Genomic DNA, 24,085 nt, shown 5'->3' with positions numbered 1-24,085 from the left:
ATTTCGCCGCCTCAGGCAACGGAACCATTGCGGTGTAGCTGCTGACAGAACCCGTTGCGCGCCTGATAGTTATGCGACCTATGGGGCGGCGATCAGGATGAGACGCGCGCGACAATCTGGATGAGATTCTTATGTCGCGGTCGGGATGAAGTTATCATGTTGATTGTCGCTGGCAAGAGCTTCATCGTGGTCTGATTGCCGCTCCGCGACTAACCGTGCGGTGCCTTTGATTGTCGCGAATGAGGCTGGCCTGCCGCGCCGGCGTTTGACCCCCATGGGTGGAACGTCGTCGACAGCTTTCGACGTTCATTTCGAAGATCGTTGCGTGATGAACAAGTCGGTCCACCGCGGCACCCGCCCGCAGGTGTCAGGCGAAATGAGAAACTGACCCCCTAACGAAATGAAGAACTGCCCCCTCGTGTGACAACGAGGAGAGATGGATGACAAGTGCGATTTCAGCGCATCCTGCATCGTGGGGAACGATGCAGGGCGAAGATATGCTTGAGGCAGATGAGGTGGTGGCAATGTTGCGGCTGCACGAGCTTGGTTGGGGTGCCAAGCGTCTATCGAAGGAATTTGGATGTGCTCGCAACACTGTCCGTCGATATCTTCGTGAGGGTGGAGCGGTACCCTTCAAGAAGCCGGTTCGGAGGAGTGCTTTTGATGGCCTTGATGATTGGCTTCGTGAACGCTTCTTTCGCCATGATGGCAATGCCGATGTGATCCGGCAGGAGCTGGCGAGCGAGCATGGAATTATCATCGGTTTGCGTTCGGTAGAGCTTCGAGTCCGGGAATGGCGGCGGGAACTCAAGGCGCAAAAGCGTGCGACAGTGCGGTTTGAAACGCCGCCTGGTCGTCAGTTGCAGATCGACTTCGGGCAGACGCGTGTCTGGATCGGTGACGAGCGGCTTCGGGTAAACGTCTTTGTCGCCACGCTAAGCTATTCCAGACGCATTCATATCCGTGCCTCATTGAGAGAAGGGCAGACAGATTGGTTCGAGGGGATGGAAGGCGCGTTTCTTCGGTTTGGCGGCGTTCCCGTTGAGGTTTTGCTGGATAATGCGAAGGCACTTGTCGAACATCACGACGCGGTTAGCCGGGAGGTTCGCTTCAATGCGCGACTCTGGGCGTTTGCCCGTTACTGGGGCTTCGCGCCACGCGCTTGCGCTCCCTACCGGGCGCGAACAAAGGGGAAGGACGAGCGCGGGGTCGGGTACGTCAAGAAGAATGCTATCGCTGGTCGCCGGTTTGAGAACTGGGCTTCGTTCGAGGCGCACCTTGACCGATGGATACGAGAGATCGCAGACCGACGAGAACACGGCACGACTGGTGAAGCACCAATTGAACGCTTTGCTGCGGAGGCCGAAGCCCTTCGGCCGCTATCCGGCCGCGCACCGTTTGGACAACTACGCGACCTCGTGCGCAAAGTGCAGGCGGACTGCGCCATCGATCTCGACACAAACAGCTATTCCGTACCCTGGCGTCTCATCGGCGAGAGCGTCCAAGTCGTTGTATTGGCTGGCCGTGTAATTATCCGTCACGCTGGCCAGGTTGTGGCCGATCATCCTCTCTGCCAGGGACGGCGACAACGGATCGTCGACCGGGATCACTTTGTTGGCTTCGCGGGTAGCGAAGGACTGGTTCGCACCGCTCCAGTCGAGCTGGCACCAGCCGCCTTGCTGCGACCTCTTGCGGAATACGAGGCCGTTGTTGGAGGTGGCTGGTGATGACGACCGTCGATCACGATTTACTCATCGCGACACTCGATCGGCTAAAGCTGACGGCGATCCGCGATCAACTCGACACGTTGCTGGACGAGGCGGCCCGCTCGAAGATGACGTTGCGCGAAGCTCTGGCGTTCCTGGTCTCACGAGAGATTGCCCGGCGCGATGAACGGCGCATCTCGATGTCGAGCAAGTTGGCGCAGTTCCCCTTCGTACGCGAACTCGATGGCTTCGACTTCGAGGCACAGCCCTCGCTGGATCGAGGACAGATCAGGGAGCTGTCAACCTGCCGCTGGATTGCTCACGGCGACACCGTCCTATTCCTCGGACCTCCGGGCACCGGTAAGACGCACCTTGCTGTCAGTCTTGGCCGAGAAGCAATCCGCCAGAACTACAACGTTCAATTCGCCACGGCGGCCACTCTGGTTGCGATGCTCGCCAAGGCCCATAACGATGGCTCATTGGACAAGCAGTTGACAATCCTATCGCGGCCGAAACTGCTGATCATCGACGAGCTGGGATATCTGCCCTTCGAAGCTAACGCCGCCCACCTGTTCTTCCAACTGGTCTCTCGCCGCTATGAAAGGGGATCGATCCTGATTACCTCCAATCGATCGGTCGGAGAGTGGGGGAGCGTCTTTGGAGACCCTGTCGTCGCCACCGCGATATTGGACCGCCTGCTGCACCATTCGACGGTGATCACCATCCGAGGTGATAGCTACAGGCTTCGCGAAAAGCGCCGTTCCGGCCTTCTGCAGAAGGCCGGAACAGCGCTTGAGACAAACGAAACAGCAAATCAATGAAGGGGTCAGTTCTTCGTTTCGCCTACGGGGTCAAATCTTCACTTCGCTTGACAGCAGGCATAGTTTGATAGTTGCAGGATACGTGGTCGGCATCGAGTACCAAACTCACACGTTGGCTCATGATCGCTGTATGAAATGCATCCGGCGCCATGGGCGGGTTTCGTCCTGGCCTGAAGCCATAGTAGAACCCGCAAAGGATAGGCCGTCATAGACGGCACTAAGCACTTCAGCGACCGCGCCAGCATCCTTCGCACCCGAGGCTCTTCCCGCATCCGTATCTGTCTACACCTCAGATGCGACAGCCGTCGCCTCTTGGGATGCTGGCCAAACGTCACGTTTTGAAGGAAGACTGGCGACGTGCACATTCGATGTCGCCCCCGGCACTGGGGATCGTCTCATCTGGGTTGGCGCGCTGCACGTGGCCGCGTAAAAACGGATTCTCTCTCAACGGTTTGGTGCTTTTTCAAGAACCACTGGCATCTATTGCTCGATCCATCTCCACCCTATTGCAGGAAAAGGTAAATGTCGTTCTCCATGCCTGATGGCCCCAGAGTGGCCGTGTAGGGCACACCATGGATAGTGATGCTGGTCTGGGGGTTGTCCGCGCTCGGCAGCAACTCAAGCCAGGACATTGCAAGCCGAAGGCCAGCCGGTGCCGGTTGATTGCGGTGTTGCCAGCTCGGAGGGACAGCTCCTCCCAAGTCGTCCACAGGCAGCGTGTACTGTGGGGTGCCGAAGATCGATGCCCCCAAGCTTTGCTCCCATGGTGCGTCTGGCGGATTGACGCTTTGCACCGGTGAATAGGCAGCTGACGGCAAATCCTGCCGGAAGGTCGCTGTATTCCAGCTATCGGCGGGAAGCTGGCCGGGTTGACCCACTCCATGCCAAAACTCTGCGGGATCGGCGATCTGTGTGGAGGACTCCGGTTCAGCCGCCGCAGCCCCCGCTCGAGCACTGTTGGGCGCGGTGCTCAGACGTCGTTGGAGTTGCTCCCGATCGGCGACGAGGTTGTCGAGGTGCAGCACGGCTGGCCGGCCTCTTCGTGCCAGTCGTCTAACGAGCGCCCGCGTGCCGTCAACCACGAAGACTCCGCAATCATAGTCGTTGCGCTGTTGGGTCATGCGGACGGGCTCCAGACGGGTACCCAACCTTTGTGCGAGCATTGCTGCAAACTCGTTGTTCTGGCCCCGGAAGGAGTCATAGTGATAGGCAGCCGGCCCCTCGCGGTTGCGACGGTCAACGAGTAGCAGCGACCAATGGGTGCCGCGGTGATCAGGATCCGAAGCACTGGCATCGCTCACTGGAAGGAACAGGAAGTCGGCTGTATCTCTTCCATTCTGATCATTAACGATGCGCTGGAAAGCGCTCAGCGCGGTGCTCTCATCGCCCAGGCGCAGATGATAATGGGCTATCAGGGGATCGATAAGCCGCGTCCTGGCGGCGAGATCCGGATCGTTTCGCTGCAAGTCCTGCATTAGCAGCTCATAATCCGTCTGGATATGCTGGTCGCCCAGCCATTCGATATGGTCGAGCGACAATCCGCTGCGGCCTTCGATCGATGGATCAACCTGCTGCAGCGGCGAAGTTGATCTGAACTCGGCACGTGGATCCGAACGGCCGTCCAGACCGGCCGGTTCCCGGCCACTTGCCTGCTCAGGGGACAACCCCGACGCTGCGTTCGCCTCAACGACTTGCTGGTACTGCCGAAGCCGCTTGAAAGAGATAGTGTGTTTTCCCATGTCTTCGGTGAAGTCTTGGTAATCTTTTTTCAACGACCATTGCTGCTGATCACTGCCGTTGAGCCGGCTCGCTATGCTCTCCCTGCCCTCCCTTTGGAGCCAAGCGCTAAACTTTCGTTGGTGACTGGTATTATTCCGAGAAGTCGGGACCGGTCCGAACTTACTCAGCTCTTCCTTGGCCAAGCTATCAATGACGCGGGCGTCGTCGGGATAAGGATCATGTATCTGGCGCCCCATCAGGCGCGGCCCAGGTCCAACGGCTTGGAGTTCTTGCCCCTCAGGCGCGAGCCTCCTGAAATGAGACAGTGCTGACTTAAGACGGTCCTGACCATCCCCACCGCTTGCCCAATAATCCGCGATATCAACGGCTAGTGAATCTGGATCGTTTAAAAGCCGAGAAGCCATCGAATCTCTGTTTTCTGCTCGGAGCCAACGAGCGAACCTCCTAAGAATCCCTAAATTGTTCTCGACGGTAGCCTCGGGAACCCTTCCGTCCCCTCGGCCGACGCTACCGTCGGGTAGAATTTCGTAGTTTCGGACTGCTTCCGCGAACTGGTTGATGCGGGTCTCGTCATCGGGATGCATGTCCCGGTCGGCGGGGCGACCACGCTTGGCGCCGACGCGAACCTTGGTTGAGACCACGTGAGTCTCCGTTGCGGCATCGACGTCTTGCTGCCCCGAACTCCGCGACGACGTCTTGCCGCTGCTCAATCCGAACGCCTTCTTGAACCCTGACGCCATGCGCGACGTAAATCCGCGGCGTTTGCCCTGCGGCGCCGCGGCGACTTCGCCCGCCTCCGCCATATTGCTCGATGTCTTGCTCCCCGAGCCGCCGAATCGCAAGCTGCTGGAGCCCGCCCGAGAGACGTCTATGCTGTGGCGGGCGCCGCTCAACGAGTTCTCCGGCGCCAACGACTGCGGCGTCACTCGCATCGAACCGCCCACGGATCTGCGACGCGGCACACGGTCGCCGGCGTCACTGTCGTGCGAACCGAGGCGCAAGTCGCTCAGATCCTGTTCCACATCTCGTCTCTGTGAATTGTACTCCCGGATCCAGGCGTCCGTATCGAAAGCTCCGGTCACGCCTTCGATCCACTCACTTACTTCGCGAGAATCGTCATCGCGCGGCTGGTTCCGTCTTGGGTACATCGATGCCGGTCCTCCGGAAATCAAATTTGGAACCTCGATCCTATTGACGCCGGACGGCTCTCCTTCCCGTCGAAGCAGGACGAACAGTCGCCGATAGCCGAAACGCCGACGCTCGTTTGCAAGGTCACGCAGCTTTGCCCGCAGCGCCACCTCCGGCGGTCGGCAGGACCGATAACGCACCGTCTTGCGGTCGGCGGATATGATCTGGCAGGCCCGCCGCTCCGAAAGACCCATCACGGCCTTCAGATGCGTGACGGCTTCACGCTTGGCGGCAGGCCCTACCATTTTTTTGCAAGAAGCTCGCGGAGCGCCGCCGCATCCAGCATCTGTTCGGCCAGCAGCTTTTTCAGCCTGGCGTTCTCGTCCTCAAGCGCCTTCAGCCGCTTGGCCTCGGACACTTCCATACCACCGTATTTGGCTTTCCAGTTGTAAAACGTCGCTTCCGAAATCCCGTGCTTACGGCAGAGGTCGGCCGCCTTCGCGCCTGCCTCCTGCTCCTTCAGTACCGCAATTATCTGCTCTTCGGTAAATCTCTGCTTCTTCATTCGTCCGTCCTTTGATGGGCCGGACTCTAATCAAATCTGGAGGAAATTCGCAGTGGCAGGTCACCTTCACCACCTAAGGGGTCTACGTGGCTCCGCTTTTCCAAAGCATTTTAGAATATCGATTTTGCATGATGGCGACCAGTCCGGTTGCACTAGCATATGCGTAATCTGCAATTGGAGACCAACAACGGTGAAAACAGAACAGGCCCGCGGGGCGGTAAATTTTCCGAGACGCCTCTAACATTCAAGCTAATCTTAGCCCTGCCGCGGCGCAGACACCTCCGACGGACTGTCAGCCGATTCGACGATGGTCTGGCGAAGGGAGCCACGCTTTCGCGGATCCTCGAGGCTTGGGCTGAGGTAAAGGGATCAGGAGCGGCGCATGCAACGCGCACCGCCCGCTTCATCGAGTCTAGCAGTCACGTATCCGCTTTATAGGCCGGACATGTGAGCGCACCGTTCCCATGTGAAGCGACTGAAAAGAATGCGCTTCATCACACCTTTCACTCTCAGGAGAGACCGCCATGGATAACTCAGAACGATCGCTGCGCTACAACATTTCCGAGGAAGATGATCGCACCCGGGCCATGGCGGGGTGGATCGAGAATATGACCGGGGCACAAACGCTTACGGGCATGCCGTCCCGATCAACGCCAGATCCCCATGCTCTTTCGCCTTCGTCGCCAACGCGACCATACTCGCTCTCTTCCGAACCTCCAATTAAGGTGCTCGACAGATCGACATTTGCCAGAAAAGTAAGGGAATTTTACGGTGATGAAATCAAGCACATTTCCGTCAATCCACAAGAGTACTCGCCCTTCGTGTCCTCTAAAGCCCTGCGTACGGCTACCATCGCTCGACTCTACGGCGGCACCGACAATGATACGCCCAGCGCGCGATATTTCAGCTATGATCTGGGAGAACGAAGCGTTGGGCTTTTAAGAACAGAGGATGGATTTAGCATCGAAAACGAGCCGTGGCGGGAACTATTTCCCGGTCGAAAAAGAATCACGTCGATTGTAGACCTTCGCGTTACTCATCCGCTTGTCGAGAACGCAGGCGATATTCTGCTCGAACATCAACTTCAACTCGACGGCGAACAGCCGTTGATCATGTCACGTCCCGCTACGCCGGAGATGGGAACCCGTCTAGAGCAGATGGGTTTCGTTGATGTGGGTGAAAATCGCTGGGTGCTCGACCCTACGCAACATCCCGACAAGTGGACAAAGAATAGCAAGGGTGGATGGCAGCGCGCCGACAAACCTTGGAGTTATCTCTCTAAAACCGTGGAGTATCTTAGCGACGATGAAGCAGGTGTCGAGGAGCATTCGAGTGACGCCAGTGTCGAGACAGATTCATCCGATGATGACCCGTCTTGGTACTTCGAACACCTCAATTTGAACCGCGGCTAAAAGCTTGCCTCATCGTGAGGACTTTTTGCGCCGCCGGCTGAGTTGATACGCCCTTGTATTACGGGAGGACGCAGGCGAAGATTAGAGACTGCAATAATTGCTGCGACTCTCTGCGACGGCCCGCCTCATGCTGCACTCCGATCCTGCCGCGATGCAGATTGGCGGGGCTGGCTTCTGGGTGGTCCGCAACGATATCGCCGTTGGGGGTATCTTCTGATAATGGCCGTCGGGTTCGAAAACCTTCTGGTTGAGCCCCTAAAAGATCACCCAGGTACTCCCCAGGCGCCTCATGAATAACGACACCGAAGCGCTTGAACTCGAATCGCTCGTATCCGGACCCGTCGCCAAGCCCAAGGCGACCGTCCGACACGATGTCGATGAATGATCGACGTGCGAGCTGACCGGAAACCGCACGGTCCGGTCGACATCATCGGGACGCGCCCATGGGCCCCATCGGCACGCGTCGGCGAATAGCGGCGAGATCCGTCTCGTCGGCGCGTTCCAGTTCTCGACCATCGGCGTGCGCACATAGCCGAGCTCTTATGGCCGTCAGGCCCACTCGACGCGACGCCAACTCGCATGCCAAACTTTTCGTGATCAAGATCAGGCCCCTTCCAGGCAGCGTAGCCGTTGCGTCTGGGATCGCCCAGCAACCCGCCCAGCGAGGCCACATTGAAGATCACAGGGCCGCGCGGCAACGCCGCACCGCACCGTTCCGCTTCCAGGAAGATCCACGGCAACGACAATGTCGCCGTTCGCAAAGGCAGCGACCAGAGCGCGGCCAATCCCGCCTGCAGCGCGTGTAATGACGGCGGGTGTCTGCTTGCTTCATGGATTAGCTTCTCCTGCTCCGGCGTATGCGATCTAACGCTAAAGGAGCCAGATGACAGCAAGTTAGCACCACGTCCCGGAAAAGAAGAGTTCGGCACCAGCTGAACGCGCCGCTATTCCGCCTCGGCTTTCATGCTCTTTGCCGCTTCCGAGCGTATAGACCGGGTCGTTAGAATGCGATGTTCCGATCGGCTGCCTGAAACCGAACCGCTCAATCTCTGGCGACGCCGCCTGCTGTGTCTGCTCCTCGAGCCAATCATAGACCACTGTGCGGTCGGCAATTCTCCACTCCCCTTCCCTTTTCTGAAAATGGTCGCAATATCGACCACATAGGAGAAACCTGGCAACGTATGATCCGGCCGCAGTCCGGCCCTCGTTGGAGCGCAGTGAAGTAGCTCTCGACAGCTGCTTCAGTCGGGCTGATAAACTCAATCAGAACGTTGGTGATCTGGTGGATGTTGCGCGGTTCGGTCTTGAAGACACCAAGCGTGAACTCAATGAATCCCTCGGCGGAGCCCGTATACGCTCCGTGAACGTCCTGCGCATCAGGCCAGAAGGAGCTGCGCAGCCCCGCCTCGTCCGCCCGTCTATCCCGCGGCAATACCGATAGGACAGTCGCGGATCGTTTCGCGATCATGCAATTCGACCCATTTTCGTGGTCCATGGCCCGTCGCAAGTCTGGTCTTGAGTTGAAAATGGCGTTCTATGCATCTGCGAACGGACATTCGCGCCGTCGGCGCTTGACTTGGTCTCGCAATGCCACTTCCCAGGGAACGTCTGTGAACTCAAACAGCGTGCGTAGGACAGCAACTCCCGCGCAATCAAGGACCATTGGTGCGTTGGATTTTGTCTGCAAGAACAGCCAGGGCCTCTCTGCGCTTGTGTGGAAGGTAGCTAACGGTCCATTCGGCGACAATGCGGTCGACGAGTTCGCCAGAAAGAGCCCAATGTCGACTGGATCCCCGTTTGCGGCCGCCGGGGCTGCCGGTGCCTGTCTCGGCGAAGTCTCCTCCAAAGCCTGTGATCCGAACGATCCTGCCTGGCTCCCAATCGGGCTCGTCTGACCGAGCGGGAGCGGCTGATCGACGCGAGGGAGAAATCTGGGGCCAGGCGGCTCGCCTCTCGGCGTCACCCCACGTTAGGCTGGTTATGCCATCCGCGGGCATCAAATCGGGGTGAAAGAAAGTTCTAAGCCTGGTGTGGTCGAGCGGCCCGACCTGCCCTCCTCAACTCAAGCACTCGAGGCGAGCCGCCATTTTACCGGTGTAGGTCTATTGTCGAATGCCTGACAACCCTATGTCGGGTCGCAAATGGAGGGAACCGGACAAAAAACGCTAACCACTTGAAAACCTAAGCAATTTTCATTGGCATGGCCCTTGCTTCTTGAACCGCGACGTTAAGCAGCAACGGAGCCTTTAATGCCCCCACCAATGATTTCGCTCAAGAACCTGACCAGCACGACAACTATGAACCAACTGCTGGCCACAGCGAAGTCCACTGCTTGCGCCGCGTCATTGTGCGGTTCGTCCGCAAAGCCGCACCACGTCGAGCCGGCTGTCTGGGAGAAAATCACGGACCTTTCCTGCTATTTAGAAAAAGCGCACTACTATTTCGCGCGCATGCACGTCGTAGCCGCACCAGCTTGCAATATCCAGTGCAACTACTGCAATCGTAAATACTGCGCCAACGAAAGCCGGCCTACGCCTGACCAGGCGCTGCGAAAGGTCGTTGCGGTCGCCAATGAAGTCCCTCAGCTTTCCGTGCTCTTTATCGCCGGACCAAGCGATGCCTGTTATGACCGGAAGAAGACAAAGGCGACATTTGCACGCGGAGCCACAGAGGTCCCCGATATCAAGCTGTGTCTTTCAACCAACGGTCCGGCAGTGCCAGACCGTGTCGGCGAGCCTGCTGACATAAATGTTGATCACTTGACGATCACCATCAAAATGGTCGATCCGAGAGCCGGCGCGAAGATATCCGCGCCACTGCAGGGCCGAGCCGCAGCTCAGCAGAAGCCCGGATACAAGCAGACCCCGCGAGCACATAGGCATCCAAGTCTCGATATTCGTCCAACATGCCTGGCACTCTCGGGCGCAGCAGCGCTGAGCCCTTGGTCATCTCCCCGCGCAAAATCCCCGTTTGCTCTCTTTGATGCTTCGGGAGCATCCCGATCACCGCTTCTTGTGTCAGTCTGCTCCCGTCTCCAACGCTGCGGCGACCTCCTTGCGCAGCCATTTATGCTGCGGGTCGTGATGGCACCGCTCGTGCCAGATGAGCATGACCTTGTACGGTGCCGGCTCGAGGGGTGGATCAACAACCCTAAGCGGCAGCATCGCGGAAACTTGGGTCGCAACGCGGCGCGGGACGAGCAATACCAAATCCGTTGCCGAAGCTACCACCGCTGCCGTGAGAACGCTGGAAAAAAGTATGGGACTACGATCCGCTCGCAGGTTGGGCAAGTGGTCGTAGATCGGGCCGAAATGGTCGGGGGAGTCCGTACTGATGGCAGCGTGACGCAAGGTCGCGAAGTTGTCGATCGTCCATTCCTGCGCCAGCGCGGGATGATCGTGGCGCAACAAACACGCGAAGCGGTCTGTATAGAGACTGCGCCGAAAATAGCCAGGCAGTTGCACGTCAATATGCCCAACGGCCAAATCAATATCACCTTGCTCAAGCCCCCGCACGGCACGATCAAACGGCAAACAGGCGAGTGTGTCGAGATGAGGGGCACGCTCGCGTAACCACGGCAGGAGGCGCGGTAGTACAGCCAAAGCTTGATGATCGGGGATCGCCAGCGTTGCCCCCCTCCCCCATTCTTTTGAGATTAGGCTGCGGCTTGTCACCATCTCTCGGATCGTACGCAGTGCCGACGGCAGCCTTTGAGCCAGGTGTTCGCCTTGCGGCGTTGGGATCAAACCCGTTGAAGACCGCACCAGGAGATCATCATTGAACAAGCCGCGCAGCCTTCCCAGTGCCCGGCTCATCGCCGGTTGACTCCGCCCGATGTGCTGGCCCGCGTGCGTCACGTTCCGGTATTCGAGCAGAGCCTCGAGCGCCACCAGGAGGTTGAGGTCTATTGATGCTAGGTTTAGCTGGTGTCCAGTGAGGCGCTCTCCTCTCCAATCTTGCAACATCTTTCGCCTATAAGCGAGTTGATCCGTCACCTCTTTTTCTACATAGCGTTTCATGACGTTCATTCCTCAACAATCAATTCCGGGTCCAACGTTTTCGAGTTCATCTCGGCGGTGGAGCGCGGGTGACAACCTCATGGCATTGTGCCATCACGCGTCCAAGGGGCGGCCAGATCTGTGTGACGATGGCGATCACATGGAACATCGGGGTGTCCCACAGGAATATAGCGCCCGTGTCGACTTCCCCGAGCCCGTTGCAACAGTCTCGGATCCGATGCTGGGGTGCTTGGGTGAAAGAGGCGCACGCGCTCGAGCACAGCGTTGCAATAGGCCTCGGTCGCATAATACGCGATGCGGTCGATGTCGCTCAGGTGAACACCTGCAGATGCGAGGCAATATTGAATCGAACGCGTTGGTAACTTGTTGGAGTGCTTGATCCGGTTAAGGCGCTCCTCCTCGACCGCCGCTATCACTCGCCCGTCGCGAACGGGAACCGCAGCCCCATCGTGCATAAAGGTGCTCGGTAGATCGGACGAATTTTCGTAATCTTTGCTTAGACCGCCACTGAGCCCTAGACACAGCATGTTGCTCTCCAGTTCGTTTCGGAAGGTAGGTCGCTCTGGCCTGGCCACCGGCCTTCGTAGTTTCATAGGGTGGCGCTTGACAGTGCAGCTAGAGCTCACGGGGTCGAAGCCGATACCATTAGTGACCGGCGCGGCGACATTGCCGACAACCGATCCTGCGCAACCTTCTTGATCATTGTTGCGACGCCGCACAGAAACCCGGGCCGAAGCGCTTGCAGCAGAACTGCCTAACCTATCCACATCACTCAATCCTTCATATTTCGGCCCGACAGCCGCAAGAAAACATCACGAGGTTTGGTGGCCCTGCAAAAGGCGCAGACCAAGTCCTCGCGGCTGCGAGCGCGCCTGCTCTGGCTTCTAGTGATTGTGGGAGATGCACTCACAGGTTAGTCGACCAGGGAACAGTGCTTCTTGTGAGAGCCCTATCAGCACTGAAACGGGAGAAGCAACGGTGAAGATTCTGCCCGATCACGACCAGCGTAAGATAACAATCGAGGCCAGGCAACTGACAGAGGGCTCCAGGTCGAATTTCCAGCATCGTCTCCGCACCTGAGGACCCATTTTTTTAGAACTCCACATAATCTACACAGCGCTCTTCAGCGTTTTCTAAGGGCAATCGTTTTGAGCAGTAAAATCGTTTTTGTGGATGGAATGCGTGCAAAAAGGAATGGGTGGATTCATAGCAAGGCGAGCGGCACTTTCAAACAGCGGCCGTGATGATCAACGTTTACGGCAAATCCGCCTCCGACGTCGGTGCCGACGACCGACCTCCGAAATCCTCGTGTATCGTCGTACCCGCAACACTCCTTCTCTACTCTGGTTTTCAGCCGATAAACCTAGCCGCAGCTTCGCCAGTCGGCACGTCGATAAGCGTGATCGGGCTTGCTGCAAGGAAACGGCGTTGGTTGTTGGTCGGCGCTGCCGCATCCAGCACCGCAAAACGTGGTGCGTTGGATCGCGTCATGATCCGTCGGGCGTAGGTGCGCAGCATCTGGTCGTTGAAGCGGCAGCCGATGAAGAAGAGCCTCTGTTGGTGCGCCGCTCCTTCACCGCTTCGCTGACCCACCTGAGCGGCGGAACTCCTTCCGTCGCTGATGAGGCCGTTGATGGCCTGCTCGCCCGGCCTTCCGGTGGGTCGGCCGGCATCGAGACAGGCGATTATTACGCGGCGGGCGCGGCGCGCGAGGTTTCGATGCGCTTCAGTCCATCGGTGATGGCCGCGAGCCCTTCCCGCAGCGTCTGCCCTATAGTGCCCGGACCGATGTCGATTGGAGGATTGTCAAGCATGGCTACAATGTCGCTGCCGTTGAGATAATCGAGCTTCTTCTGGACTGTGGTTCGGACACGCTCGGTCGCGCTCGACAGTGCCTCACCGTTGCGTTCGGTGATGGCGGAGAGCTGATCTGAAAGCTCTCCTCCGAACTGCAGGAAGATGTCGTCGACATACCTCCACGTTCCGCCGCGGGCTTCCACATCGACCATCTGGTTGATCTTGCTCTTTACCTCATCCCGCAGCGTCAAGGCAGTGTCGAGATGAGCCTGCCATATAGCTATGATACTTTCGACCGAGTTCTCGATGGATTTGGTCCTTTCGGGCTGGTCTGCGATGCCAAGAAGGACCAGAAGTTGATCATCGTTACCGAGCCGCGGGACCACCGCTGCGATCAGACGCTCCACAACCGCGCGCCTACGGGCTGCATCGCCTAGTTCCTTCGGCCATTGCGACGACACTATCTTCGCAATCCTCTCAGAATTCGCGTTCTCTAGCGGATAAGAAAGCTGTCGCTCCTGAGCCTTTGCCTTGATCAGACGGAACAAGGACTCTACTACCTCGTCTTGATCGAGAGCGCCCGTTGGAACTCTGTTCAGATCGATCCCATTCACCACGACCTCTTCGCGGCGGTCGCCGTTTGTCTCGCCCTGCCCCGCCCCATCGGGCATGTCATCCACATATTGAAGATTTCGCAGATTCTCAGGATAGGCCAGCATCAACAGAAGTCGGCCGGCGAAGTTGTGCAGCGTTGCCTCCTGCTCTTCCGGAGGCGTCGCAGCCAGCACACGTTGCAGCCAATCCGCGATCTTCGTGGTCAGATGGGACAACTCTGCGGTCTGTCCCGCGCCAATTTGCGCGCTGAGACTTACTGCGTGATTGGAAATGGTCGCGGCCGCGGCGGCAATGCCCTCCTTCACTTCCGGGAGAAGCTGCTCCAGGAGCTCAGCCCCGCCTTCACGCTTGCTTCTCTCTTCAGTTTCTTCAACACTCCCTGCAGAGTTCCCTTCCGCGCTATCGAGCGCCGTCATCGGCCGATTGAATTCTTCAGAGTCGTCGGGTGGAAGAAATTGGGAGTTCTCCTCGGCGTTCATCTCAAACTGCTGAATGTCTTCTTCAGTTAAGATTCCTGCTTCCTGCATGTCAGGCAACCTCATGCGGAAGTTCACGAAATACTTCTTCATCACCTTTTGGACCTGCGGGAACCCGGCCTTTCCACCATCAGCCAACTTGACGAGGATAACGCCGTTTTCGTTCATCCTGCCCGTGCCTCTCCGCAGAAGCGAAAAGTTCTCCTTACTACTATCCTCATCATCTTCAAAAGGCATGTTTTTCAAAGTTTGTGCCAATCCATTGAGCTTTTTCTTACTCACCAGGACAGCAGGCTTCCGCAGATCGCCAACCGTGCCGACCGCAAAGCAGAACTCCAAATCCGCTCTGTTCTTCGTCTGGTCGATCAACTGCAGAAATTTCTTCGCTCTTGTCCTATTGTGCTTCATTCCGGCCATTATATCTCTCCAGTTTCCTGTTCTAGATCAGTGTACGTCGGTTGATAGGGTGGGACAGGATCTGATCACCCAACTTCCCGAAGATCTGCCTGATGGAGGTGACCGCGCTCTCCAGCGGTCTAGTCGAGCGGGAAAGCGGCGCGCCGAGATCAAGCGACGATCGCCGCCAGTCGCAGCCGTGACCGCCTCCGATCCGGCCGGCAACCGACATGCCGACCTCTCCCGCCGCAGACCTGCGTGGGCGTCTCGTGACCCCATAGGGCTTTCCCAGCGCCAGTCGGATGCTATCCCGGCGTTCATAAGAAATCTGGACATCGGAATTCTGACAGCAGATTGCGGGACAACGGGCTCATCACGCTGTCAGGCTGGAGGTTAAAAACCGCCCAATGGCGACCGGACACCAGTCGTACCTGAATAAGGTCCCCTCCTCCCAATGGCTGCTTATCCGCCTCATTTAAGAGGCGAAACAGCGCCCAATGGCCGCTCCTGGAGAGGGTGGCGCCTTGAAAACCGATGAAAGCGACGGAAGCGCCGCCGACGCCGCCGGCCGTAGGCCAATGGAAATGCATGGCCGCGGCGGCCGTTCCTCGTCGATGTTCGAGGCGCTGGCCGTCGATGTCTACCACCACCTGGTCTGTCAACGGATCGGTCTCGGCGACGGTGAGCAGGAATCCAACTGACACCTGGCCGGCATCATCGAACATGGTGTCGCGGATCGTGGCTGCCCGTTGGAACTGGGCCAAGGTATTGCGGCCGATAGGGAAATCGACACCGCTCGTTGGCCGAAACTGCCACGAACCTTTGGATTTGTCGACGAATGGGGAAAGGTTCTCGGCGAAGAAAGTGTCGATCTCCGCCTTGCGGCCGAACAGCCGGGCGAAATCGCTCAAAGGGATATCCCGGCGGGATCCGCTCGCGAAGGGATACCGTCCTTCGGTAGCCCGTCGGCACAAATCGCCGGGGCCGCCCGCCCAACCGCTCGCCAACCCGCGCCTCATGCCGCTGACGGTTAGGTCCGAGCTGTGGCGGCTGAGGCCGAGGATCCATTGCCGGATGGGTTCGGGCAGATCGGCCGCCCCCGCCTCGATCTGTTGGATGGCGACGCCCGCCTGCCCGTTGTGTTCCAAGATGTTCGAACCCGCCAGCCCCTGCGCCTGGCTGAGGGAGCGATACAGTTCGCCGAGATCCCGGAGAGCACTGTCGATCGGCGCCTGCGCGCCCGCTTGGCTGTTCGACGGCACTTCGACCAGCTGGTGCAGCCACCGGAAATGATCGCCCATATAGAGCTGGACGTGAGCTTCAGGCGTGTCCGCGGCCGGTTGAGACCGGAACAGTGCCTCGAGCTCGCTTGGCAACACCTCGCCCTGGGGGACACTGTCACCTTTCGTCAAGCCGTCCTCGGGAGCCGGTGGTTGCTTGAGCTTTAGCTCCTGCGCCGCCGCGAAAAGGAACAGGCGCATTGGTGACGTCGGCGCGGACAGCGTGTTCAAGGTGCGCAGCGCGTCATCGATACCCCCAGACGGGCGGATGGACATATCGCCAATGAGCTGGTCCCAGCGCAACGCGAACTCCTGAGCGTAGAGATCCGCCGCCGAACGCCGCAGCTTCTGGCTCACATCACCGGCTGCAATCGGCGCGACTACCTGTGAGTCGAGAACCCAGCCTTCTGCAGCGACAGCGTCAGCCACTTGCGGCAGCAATCGCAGGAAGGTTCCGTAAAACCCCGCCCTCGTGTAGATGCCAGGAACCCCCTCGCTGAGCGGCTGTCCCGATTTGCGAGCCAGGACGCCCTGCGCCAGCGGCCCGGCATGGTCGGCCAGACGCCAGGTTGGCGCCCGCGAGGCTTCGGGACTGGTCGCGATGATGTCGAGGACGCGGCGCGCCATCGAGACGGTCTGGAGCTTCGCGCGGCTCCTCTCGATCAGTTCGCCATTAAGCTCACTATGGGGCAGCGGCCCTTCCATGAGTGCATCCAGGTGATCAGCGAGCGCGCTGCGCAGGCCGGCATCGGCTTCGGCCGGAAACATCACTCGCCAGTCGGCAGCCATCCAGTTTTTGACGACCGCGCGCTGGAGCGGACCCTGCTGACCCAGCATCAGGTAAACCTTTAACGCCTGGTAGACGAACTGATCATCGTCGTGCCGCTCGACCAATAAGGTTTCCAACCGGAACATCAGCCGCGGCAGCAGGATGGTGTTCACGGCGCGGCGGTACGCCGCGAGCGTCTGAACCTTGATTTTCTTACTCTGGTCGAGACCCGAACTTGATAGGCGGCCGCCCGCGCTGTCGCCGTTGGCATCACGCAGCCGCTGAAGCAGTGGCAGGATGGGTCGAAGATCGCCACTCTCAACCCGGTCGAGCTTCAGCTTTTCAGCCCCTCTGGCATAGCTGCCAGCCATTAGGCGAACGCTCTCGATCAGCTGAACATTCCGAATATAGCTGAACGTCCATAAGACGCTGGCGGTAACAATGACCGCCGCTATCGTCGTGTAGGCGCCATACCGGATCCGCCGCTGGCGCCGATCGAAGCGGTGATTGGCATCGACGAGCCCAGCTTCGGCGAAAACGACTTCGCGCAGCAGCCGGCTGATGAAATAATTACGGCCCGGGCCACGAAGCGCTGTACAGGGCGGCTGAGCGATCTCGAAGGTCTGAGATCTGGCGTTCGCAACTCGATCGAAGGGCATGCCAATTTGCGTGCCGCTTAAGAAGTAGACGCCGCGGAGCATAAGCGGTTCCTGGAACGAATTCCCGCCAAAGGCTTCCTTCAAGAACTGTTGCGTCAGGTGCTTGAGGCTAGCGACCTGCTGTGGGAAGCCGAACATGAGCGCACGACGCTGGAGGTTGCTTTCGTGCTGCATTCGTTCAAGCAGCCTTTCGTTTAGGCGGCCAACAAGCGCATCGTATGCTGCGGCAAACGCCATCGGATCGCCTTCGTCCTCCGACGCCTCTTGCGCAAAGGTGAACCCCCACACCGCCTCCCGCCCCTCGCGACCCAGATCGTCGAAGAATTCAACAAATCCCGCCAGCAGATCGCTCTTAGTGAAAAGCACATAAATCGGCAGTTGCAGGCGAAGCTCCCTGTACACTTCGAGGAGCCGCTCACGGATACAGCGCGCGCGATCGGCGAGCACTTCCTCGGATGTAGAATTCAGCTCGCTGATTGCGATCGTGACTAAGGCACCGTTCAGCGGCTGCCGTGGCCGGGAGCGTCTGAGCATACGAAGCAAGCCACGCCAAACCGCTTTGTCCCGGTCTGCATCACCCTCCTGTATCGTGTAGCGCCCAGCAGTGTCGACGAACACCGCGTCATCGGTGATCCACCAGTCGCAGTTTTCCGTACCCGCTAACCCACCGGCGGCTCTCAGACCGGACCTCGCCGCCATCGGAAAGCTGAGCCCGGAATTGACTATTGCTGTGGTCTTCCCCGAGTTGGGCGGACCGATCATCACATACCAGGGCCGCTGATAGAGCCACCGCCTGCTGATACCTCCTGCGTAGCGGCGCCCCTTGAGTGTGGTAAGGGTCTCGCGGAAACGATGACGAATCGCCTCCAGCTCTCTTTCAGCAAGCGTGCTGGCTTGCCCCACACTTCGGTCGGAAGGCCTTGGGTCTCCCTTCTTCTGCTCGGCCCCACCCGCGTCCAGCGCTCCCGACACTCGTGATTGGACGAGGTCTTCAAAATAGGCCTGAACCTTGTAAAGCTGGGACTGGATCAAGTAGATCACGGTGTATCCGACCGGAATCAGCATCGATGCCGCGATCTGGCTGCGAAGGCTGTCAAGCGGCGCAAATCCTCCGACCGAGATATGCGGTCCGAGCGTGAAGATTAAGGCACATACGATCGCCGCCCCGCCGACACGGAGCCATTGCCACCTAAGCGCTTTCTTGATTGACTGCATGGCTTGTCTTCATTGTGTCTTTGTGATGATGATTTGAATCCGACGGTTCCGCGCGCGGCCCTCGGGCGTGTGGTTCGAAGCGACCGGTTCTCCGCTCCCTCTGCCCTCTTCTCGCACGCGGCCTGGGTCATCCATCATGGATTTGATAATCTCGGCAGCTGCGCTCGCACGCGCGAGCGAAAGGGAATCGTTTGAAGGGAAGGCGAGTGATTGCACCGGAATGGCGTCGGTGTGCCCGGTCAGGAGGACCGATCCCGACTCACCGTTCAGAGAACGACCAATTCGTAAAAGAAGCGGCAGGAACATTTTCTTCACTTCCGGACTAGCAGAATCGAACATCCCGGAGGCGCGAATGATAACGACGATCTGCTGTGGGTCCTCGGACACAGTGACAAGCCCTTCGCGGATTTCGGGCTCGAGGAAGTTACGCAGTCGGTCGCTGCTCATAACAACCTTTGGTGGCAATGCGATTCTCGCCGATCTGACAACGCCGTTCGGCGGCAATGTCGCGATATCGTTGAAGACAGCGTCGGCGCGGGCATTTAATGCATGCAGGAGTCCGGTATAGATCGAGAGGAGTAATCCTGCCCCAAACGCTACGACGGCCCAGATTGGAACGATTGTGCGGCGTGGCTTCGGATTATTTGAGTTCCTCCGCCAGTGCGGGGATAGTTCGCGCTCGAAGTCACCACGGGCTGCTCGGATCAGGCGGTAGACGTCTTCGCACAGCACACTGAGCTCTGCGGCTCCTCCCGCAGTGACGCGGTAGCGGCCTTCGAAGCCCAACCTCATGCAGTAGTAGAGCAGCTCCAGCAGTTCTATATTGATGGCCGGTTCATTTTTCAATTGCGTCAGCAGATCGAAGAAGCGCTCGCCGCCCCAGGTATCGCTGAACAGCGATCCCACCAAGCTGCGCGTCGTCCAGACGCTGTTGCTGCCCCAGGCTGTGTTCAGAACGATGTCATCGATGGTCGCGCAGAGGGCGTATTTGCAGACCTTGATCGCTCGCGAGGGCAATCCGAGCGGCGTGATCCGACGCTCAAAAGCATCGATCTCCCGCAGCACCCTAAGGCGCAGTGCTTCAACGTCGATATGGCTAGCACTGCTCTTGAGCTGAGCGCTGAGACCCAGCAGCGCCGCCGCGGCCGCGACCAGTGGATTAAGTCGGTCGAGCGCAAGCATCTCCCAGGTAAGTTCGTCCGCCACTGGCGATGACGGCGAAGGGACAGCCAACTGCTCCTCGGCGTGAAGGAGGACGAGTGGCTGGGATTTTGGCATCGTTTCCTCAATCACCATCATCAACCCGCCCACTTCCCTTCGGAGCGGACGCTCTCATCGTGGGATCGGCGGGCGGGTCGACTACGCTCTCGCACTGGGCGCGCGAAGTCGGCGCCGAAGCTCCGGAGCAAATCGGTTTCGATGCTCGATACGACGTCATTGAAGACGCGCACGTACGCACTCCGGTTTCGCGCCTTATGGTTGCGGTGCAAAAGGGAACGGGGCCGCCCCATCGCCTTCTCGATCCCTGCTAGGGACAAGCGTGCACGGACGCTGGACAGAGCCTTCTGCACAGCCGCGAATGACACGTCATGCGTCCCACGGTCGGTGAAGGCTTGCTCAACGGCCGGGTCTCCGCGGAGGGACCCGCTGGAGTCATTGCACAGAACTGCGCGCAACGCCTCACCGACATCGGGAACGAGACTCAGGGTTTTTTCGTCGGAACTCTTATTTCTGAATAATTGTTCGCCAGCTCTCGCTCGGAGAGTATGCTGTGCAGCGCGGCGGAATACAGAAGCATTTTCCCTGCACGATCCAGCACGCTTACGATGCCGGCATTCCGGACATCTGCCAATGATAAGCCGCAGGCGGCAAGGAAAGCCGTGACCGCCGCTCGATGATTCTTGGCGAGATGATTGCTCCACCTTGGGTTGCGTCAAGATGGGGGCCCGATCTGGCACACTGTCTGCGTAGATATCCCACGGACTTCTCATCATGCCCGCCAGCGCGTCTAAACGAGTGCCTAAGAACGGCAATGGTAGGAACTCGCCGTCCCTCAGGTCCAGCAGCGCTTCTTCACCCCGGGTGCAATTGCCCGCCAGGAGCGACGAGGCCGTTTCGAGGGGGCCAAGAAGACTCAACTCCTCACTTGTCGCTGCAAGTTGTCCCTCCGGTTCGGCGGCACTCTCCGCAATGGATATCGAAGGCGACACCGCGACGACATCGGTCATATAGGCGCCGATCTGAATAACATCGCTGGTTTTCCGGGCGACCGGCGCCTCTGACGGAAGCGGCATCGCCTCGTCATTTTGACATGTGTCGTCGCGGCCTCGGTCGATCAGTACGTATCGCCGTGCCATGCACTCGATTGAGCAGTGGGATTTCGAGACCATCTGCTGATCATCCGGCAGAACCAGGCTGTTGCCTGCTCGGCTGGTAGTCAGTCCACCAGCCGCGTCGCCCGGCACGAGATATTCCGGAAAACTACATCTATTGCTGTGTACACGTAGCGTGAGGGGCATTGGTGGGCTAACTCAAATGTGGGTTCTGTCCGGCTCGGATGGCCCAGAGAGCCATTTCGAGATTTGGGAAGTCGCCAGCAACGTGCAGCGCCAAGCCGGCGGATTGGGGCATATCCTTCCAGAAGCGGCTATTTTGATCGATCTCGAAATAGCTGAATCCAACATGGAACGGGATCTGACGCGGCGCGACCGGTAGGGGATTGATGATAATGCCGGGCAGTGCGACATTGACGAGTTCCGTGATTTTCTCCGCCGGGCCGATCTTAATCTGAGACGGGAACTCGCGCCGGAGGCGCTCGACCTCAATATCAGCCCGAGCAGCCAGCACGAAGCTCGAGGTCGTAAAGAGAGAGCGGTCGGCCACCTCGGCCACATGGACACCGTATTTTTGCCGCTGCAGCGGTACGGGGACCGCAGTCTGCTCAATCACTGCACCCAGCGAAGCCCGGATCGACTGCATCACTGGCAAAAACGCCTCCGCGAGAGAGTCGTGCTTGTAAACACCAAGGGTCGGGGCACGTTTATCGACGCGGGCGAACGTGGCTAGTTCACCCGCCAACTGGAGCATGAGAACATACAGCGATTCCGGATTTACAACGGCGGCCTTGGATAGGTGGCAGAAGTACGGCTCGTACCGATTGATCGCCTGCAGCAGAAGGAAGTCCGCGAGCTCTGCAACCCGGTTCGTTCCCGACTGGGAGACCCGAGTGGCCAGAGCTTCACCACGATGGTGAAGCAGGCCGGTGATCTCAGTGATGTAGTTCGAGAGGACCCGGGAGCTGGCGCAGTCGGGGGTTGGCGGCACGTGCGTTTCGTCCAGAATGATCTGTCGGTCGGCCCGGACCTCTATGATACGGGCGATTGGGATGCAAGTGTAGCCAGACCGGTCTGCCGCGTCCGGCAGCAGTCGAAAATCCAGCCTCGCTACGTCGATGGAGGCGCTGCCTCGCTCGCCAGCGTTGGTGTCGACAACATCCTCAGTGGAGACTGCGAAGCGGATAGGTACGTCAATTCCCGCTTGCGCGTCGGTTTCAAGAGCGCCGGGTTGATAAAACGGTACCGCCAAGTGAATAAGCGAATCTCGAAAATCCGGCGGAACGTCGTAGGGAGTTGGCTGGTTGGCTTCGTCAGGAATACTGAAGGGCATCCCGTCCTCCAAGACGCCGCGAGCCGCTTCGATGGCGATCTTACCGAGACCAAGCAGCTCTCGATTGAGCCGCAGCTCGCTGATACCCCACCCGTACCCATGCAAAACCGCCGTCCTGCTGCGCACCAGCTGTTCGACGTGACGATCGGCCTGCTGAAAATGCTGCGGGCGGAGGAACAAGCCCTCCGACCAGACGACCCTATTATTCCACGACATTCAAGACTCGCCTCGCGTCCACCTGACAGAACGGCTTTCTCCGTAAAAGTAGCAGAGCTTCACTGCCCCCTTGCATGCACATCTGATATCCAACAATGCGCTGGTAGAAGGGCATCGCGTGTCGGGACAGCTCAGATATGCAAGCGCCGAAGCTCATCAGGATTGGTCATGAGCCCCCTTGCAGCGCGACAAGCAAGGGGTCTCATCTAGACTGTCGCTCAGTAGCCCGTTGCCCTCAGAGCCTTATTGGTCGTTCATGTTCACACTGACCTACAACGCGCCAATTCGCCTGTCCTGTCACTCGTACGGGATGAATCTCGCAAATGACCGCCCGGAAGCCTTGAGACCCGGCGCCGCAAGTACGGGGCCAAAAGAGCAGCGCAACAGGCAAGGTGACACGTGATGCGCATTGCCTCGTCGAAAATGTTCCTGAATACGCTGAGGCAGTGCCGCCGCCAACATCGTCTTCACGCGCCGCCGCCCCTAAAGCACCTTGACGACCAGTTTAGCGATTAGAGAACCACCTCCTGGACACGATCCACGAACCGGTTGCAGTCCCGGTTCGCGCCAGGTGCGGGATAGCAGCCCTGGCGGCATGGATCATTCATGCGGCGAAGATAGGCATTTCCACATTTGGTGATGCCCAATAGCTAGCGAATGGGATATGCGCTGCGCCTCATGTTGGCGCGCGAGCACATGCAAGATGGCACGGTGGAGATCGACCGTTTTCATCTCGGTGAGCGACCGAGAATGGATCCGGACGGTCTACCGCCTGGACGGGGCCGAAAAGGCCTTTCGATACATGCAGGGCGCGCGACGGCGAAAGGGATCGAACCGCAACCTGCCTGATGGGCGGTGAGGCGTTCATGGCGATTGGCAAGAGCTTTGCTACGCATGAGAACGTAAAGCATTCGAGCCGCGAATTCGTCCAAGTCGCCGTCCACTCGGTGGGAGGTTTCAAGTCCCGGGTCCGCCGCACCATTGCCGGCGTCTTTCATCATATCAGCCCGCAGCATGCCTTGTCTTTCCACGAGATCGGCTTCCGCTGGTCACAGCGCATTGTTACGGGCCAGGCAGTGCGGATACTAGTCACGGGTGCCGCCGGCGCTGCGATTGCTGCAAGTCTTTCGCGCTATTACCGGCCGGCAATGCGCAGAAGTCCGGATGCCGGGATCATCGTTAAATCTCCCAGCCTTTTGTGATAAGGCCGCGTTGTTTAGCGGAAGCCAGCAAGGAGTTCGAAGACGAAGGCCGACCTCACTGGCGCCGCAATTGGCGACAGTTGCCACTACCCTGGTATCGTTGGGCCAATCCCACCATAGAAGAGATCATGTCGATGTTTCGTCGTAACCGGCTTGCGCGGCACCGGCGGCCGTCAGCGTTGATAGCAATCCGTGCCGATCGCCACATCAAGCACGGACCTCCGGTCTGGAGAACGGGTCGTCGCTGCATCTCTCGAAGGATCGCCGCTGTCGTTATGGGTTCACGCAGGAGCTGCGCCATAGCCGCTCACTAACCGGATGCGAGCATATCACCTGTGCATGCAATCCAATACCGGGACTGCGCTAGTTTGAATCGCGGGCTCTTCTCCGTGGTTTTTGAGGT

The 24,085-nt window shown here is 58.8% G+C and carries 11 protein-coding genes and 6 pseudogenes; 5 read left to right on the top strand and 12 right to left on the bottom strand.

Annotation, left to right across the window (positions count from 1 at the left end; translation table 11 throughout):
- Positions 1 to 129: 129 nt before the first annotated feature.
- Positions 130 to 352 (bottom strand): annotated as a pseudogene (locus N2597_RS33875) (hypothetical protein); the annotation flags it as partial.
- Between the two features lie 88 nt (positions 353 to 440).
- On the opposite strand from N2597_RS33875, the gene istA reads away from it, so the two are divergent.
- Complete coding sequence (gene istA / locus N2597_RS31875; RefSeq protein ID WP_029875831.1) at positions 441 to 1,727, top strand: IS21 family transposase; 1,287 nt, start codon at positions 441 to 443, stop codon at positions 1,725 to 1,727.
- Positions 1,727 to 2,527 carry an IS21-like element ISSme2 family helper ATPase IstB gene (gene istB, locus N2597_RS31870; RefSeq protein ID WP_009997167.1) on the top strand — a complete coding sequence of 267 codons (801 nt, stop codon included), beginning with the start codon at positions 1,727 to 1,729 and terminating at the stop codon, positions 2,525 to 2,527. Before istA ends, istB begins: the two co-directional genes overlap by 1 nt.
- A 503-nt stretch (positions 2,528 to 3,030) precedes the next feature.
- On the opposite strand, the gene N2597_RS31865 is transcribed toward istB, so the two are convergent.
- Complete coding sequence (locus N2597_RS31865) at positions 3,031 to 5,415, bottom strand: Ulp1 family isopeptidase (RefSeq protein ID WP_245368566.1); 2,385 nt, start codon at positions 5,413 to 5,415, stop codon at positions 3,031 to 3,033.
- Between the two features lie 36 nt (positions 5,416 to 5,451).
- A pseudogene (locus N2597_RS31860) lies at positions 5,452 to 5,960 on the bottom strand (transposase); the annotation flags it as partial.
- A 524-nt stretch (positions 5,961 to 6,484) separates the two neighbouring features.
- Between N2597_RS31860 and N2597_RS31855 the strand changes: the two are divergent.
- The gene (locus N2597_RS31855) at positions 6,485 to 7,372 is read left to right on the top strand and encodes a hypothetical protein (RefSeq protein ID WP_029875558.1); all 888 of its coding nucleotides are present in this window, start codon (positions 6,485 to 6,487) and stop codon (positions 7,370 to 7,372) included.
- A 1,087-nt stretch (positions 7,373 to 8,459) separates the two neighbouring features.
- Here N2597_RS31855 and N2597_RS33870 read toward each other — a convergent pair.
- Positions 8,460 to 8,840, bottom strand: coding sequence for a nuclear transport factor 2 family protein (locus N2597_RS33870; RefSeq protein ID WP_335723779.1), 381 nt, complete (start codon positions 8,838 to 8,840; stop codon positions 8,460 to 8,462).
- A gap of 781 nt (positions 8,841 to 9,621) precedes the next feature.
- On the opposite strand from N2597_RS33870, the pseudogene N2597_RS31840 reads away from it, so the two are divergent.
- Positions 9,622 to 10,179, top strand: a pseudogene (locus N2597_RS31840) (radical SAM protein); the annotation flags it as partial.
- A gap of 210 nt (positions 10,180 to 10,389) precedes the next feature.
- Here N2597_RS31840 and N2597_RS31835 read toward each other — a convergent pair.
- The 8 genes and pseudogenes from N2597_RS31835 to tssK form a co-directional block, all read right to left on the bottom strand.
- Positions 10,390 to 11,400, bottom strand: a complete 1,011-nt coding sequence (locus N2597_RS31835; RefSeq protein WP_029875556.1) for a LysR family transcriptional regulator — start codon at positions 11,398 to 11,400, stop codon at positions 10,390 to 10,392.
- 191 nt (positions 11,401 to 11,591) lie between these two features.
- A pseudogene (locus N2597_RS31830) lies at positions 11,592 to 11,918 on the bottom strand (carbamoyltransferase N-terminal domain-containing protein); the annotation flags it as partial.
- An 823-nt stretch (positions 11,919 to 12,741) separates the two neighbouring features.
- Positions 12,742 to 12,980 (bottom strand): annotated as a pseudogene (locus N2597_RS31825) (SIR2 family protein); the annotation flags it as partial.
- Positions 12,981 to 13,079: 99 nt separating this feature from the next.
- Complete coding sequence (locus N2597_RS31820) at positions 13,080 to 14,696, bottom strand: hypothetical protein (protein ID WP_012489526.1); 1,617 nt, start codon at positions 14,694 to 14,696, stop codon at positions 13,080 to 13,082.
- A gap of 296 nt (positions 14,697 to 14,992) precedes the next feature.
- Complete coding sequence (gene tssM / locus N2597_RS31815) at positions 14,993 to 18,598, bottom strand: type VI secretion system membrane subunit TssM (protein WP_029875555.1); 3,606 nt, start codon at positions 18,596 to 18,598, stop codon at positions 14,993 to 14,995.
- A 9-nt stretch (positions 18,599 to 18,607) separates the two neighbouring features.
- The gene (gene icmH, locus N2597_RS31810; protein ID WP_012489524.1) at positions 18,608 to 19,897 is read right to left on the bottom strand and encodes a type IVB secretion system protein IcmH/DotU; all 1,290 of its coding nucleotides are present in this window, start codon (positions 19,895 to 19,897) and stop codon (positions 18,608 to 18,610) included.
- Entirely contained in the window at positions 19,897 to 21,117 is a 1,221-nt protein-coding gene (locus N2597_RS33775) for a type VI secretion system-associated FHA domain protein (protein WP_012489523.1), read from the bottom strand. The genes icmH and N2597_RS33775 overlap by 1 nt, the downstream gene beginning before the upstream one ends.
- A gap of 7 nt (positions 21,118 to 21,124) precedes the next feature.
- Positions 21,125 to 22,480, bottom strand: a complete 1,356-nt coding sequence (gene tssK / locus N2597_RS31805; RefSeq protein WP_010069402.1) for a type VI secretion system baseplate subunit TssK — start codon at positions 22,478 to 22,480, stop codon at positions 21,125 to 21,127.
- 654 nt (positions 22,481 to 23,134) lie between these two features.
- Between tssK and N2597_RS31800 the strand changes: the two are divergent.
- Positions 23,135 to 23,682: pseudogene (locus N2597_RS31800) on the top strand (transposase); the annotation flags it as partial.
- Between the last annotated feature and the right edge of the window lie 403 nt (positions 23,683 to 24,085).

This window comes from Rhizobium sophoriradicis (assembly GCF_025200795.1).
In the GTDB taxonomy this organism is placed as follows: Bacteria; Pseudomonadota; Alphaproteobacteria; order Rhizobiales; family Rhizobiaceae; genus Rhizobium; species Rhizobium sophoriradicis.
The sequence above is the reverse complement of the archived record's forward strand: the minus strand, read 5'-3'. Positions and strand labels throughout refer to the sequence as shown.

What these genes read in the sequence shown, in the direction of transcription:
- istA (WP_029875831.1), top strand. Translation starts at nt 441, where the DNA reads ATGACAAGTGCGATTTCAGCGCATCCTGCATCGTGGGGAACGATGCAG.
- N2597_RS33870 (WP_335723779.1), bottom strand. Translation starts at nt 8,840, where the DNA reads ATGATCGCGAAACGATCCGCGACTGTCCTATCGGTATTGCCGCGGGAT.
- N2597_RS33775 (WP_012489523.1), bottom strand. Translation starts at nt 21,117, where the DNA reads ATGCCCCTCACGCTACGTGTACACAGCAATAGATGTAGTTTTCCGGAA.
- tssM (WP_029875555.1), bottom strand. Translation starts at nt 18,598, where the DNA reads ATGCAGTCAATCAAGAAAGCGCTTAGGTGGCAATGGCTCCGTGTCGGC.
- N2597_RS31865 (WP_245368566.1), bottom strand. Translation starts at nt 5,415, where the DNA reads ATGTACCCAAGACGGAACCAGCCGCGCGATGACGATTCTCGCGAAGTA.
- istB (WP_009997167.1), top strand. Translation starts at nt 1,727, where the DNA reads ATGACGACCGTCGATCACGATTTACTCATCGCGACACTCGATCGGCTA.
- N2597_RS31855 (WP_029875558.1), top strand. Translation starts at nt 6,485, where the DNA reads ATGGATAACTCAGAACGATCGCTGCGCTACAACATTTCCGAGGAAGAT.
- icmH (WP_012489524.1), bottom strand. Translation starts at nt 19,897, where the DNA reads ATGATGGTGATTGAGGAAACGATGCCAAAATCCCAGCCACTCGTCCTC.
- N2597_RS31835 (WP_029875556.1), bottom strand. Translation starts at nt 11,400, where the DNA reads ATGAACGTCATGAAACGCTATGTAGAAAAAGAGGTGACGGATCAACTC.
- N2597_RS31820 (WP_012489526.1), bottom strand. Translation starts at nt 14,696, where the DNA reads ATGGCCGGAATGAAGCACAATAGGACAAGAGCGAAGAAATTTCTGCAG.
- tssK (WP_010069402.1), bottom strand. Translation starts at nt 22,480, where the DNA reads ATGTCGTGGAATAATAGGGTCGTCTGGTCGGAGGGCTTGTTCCTCCGC.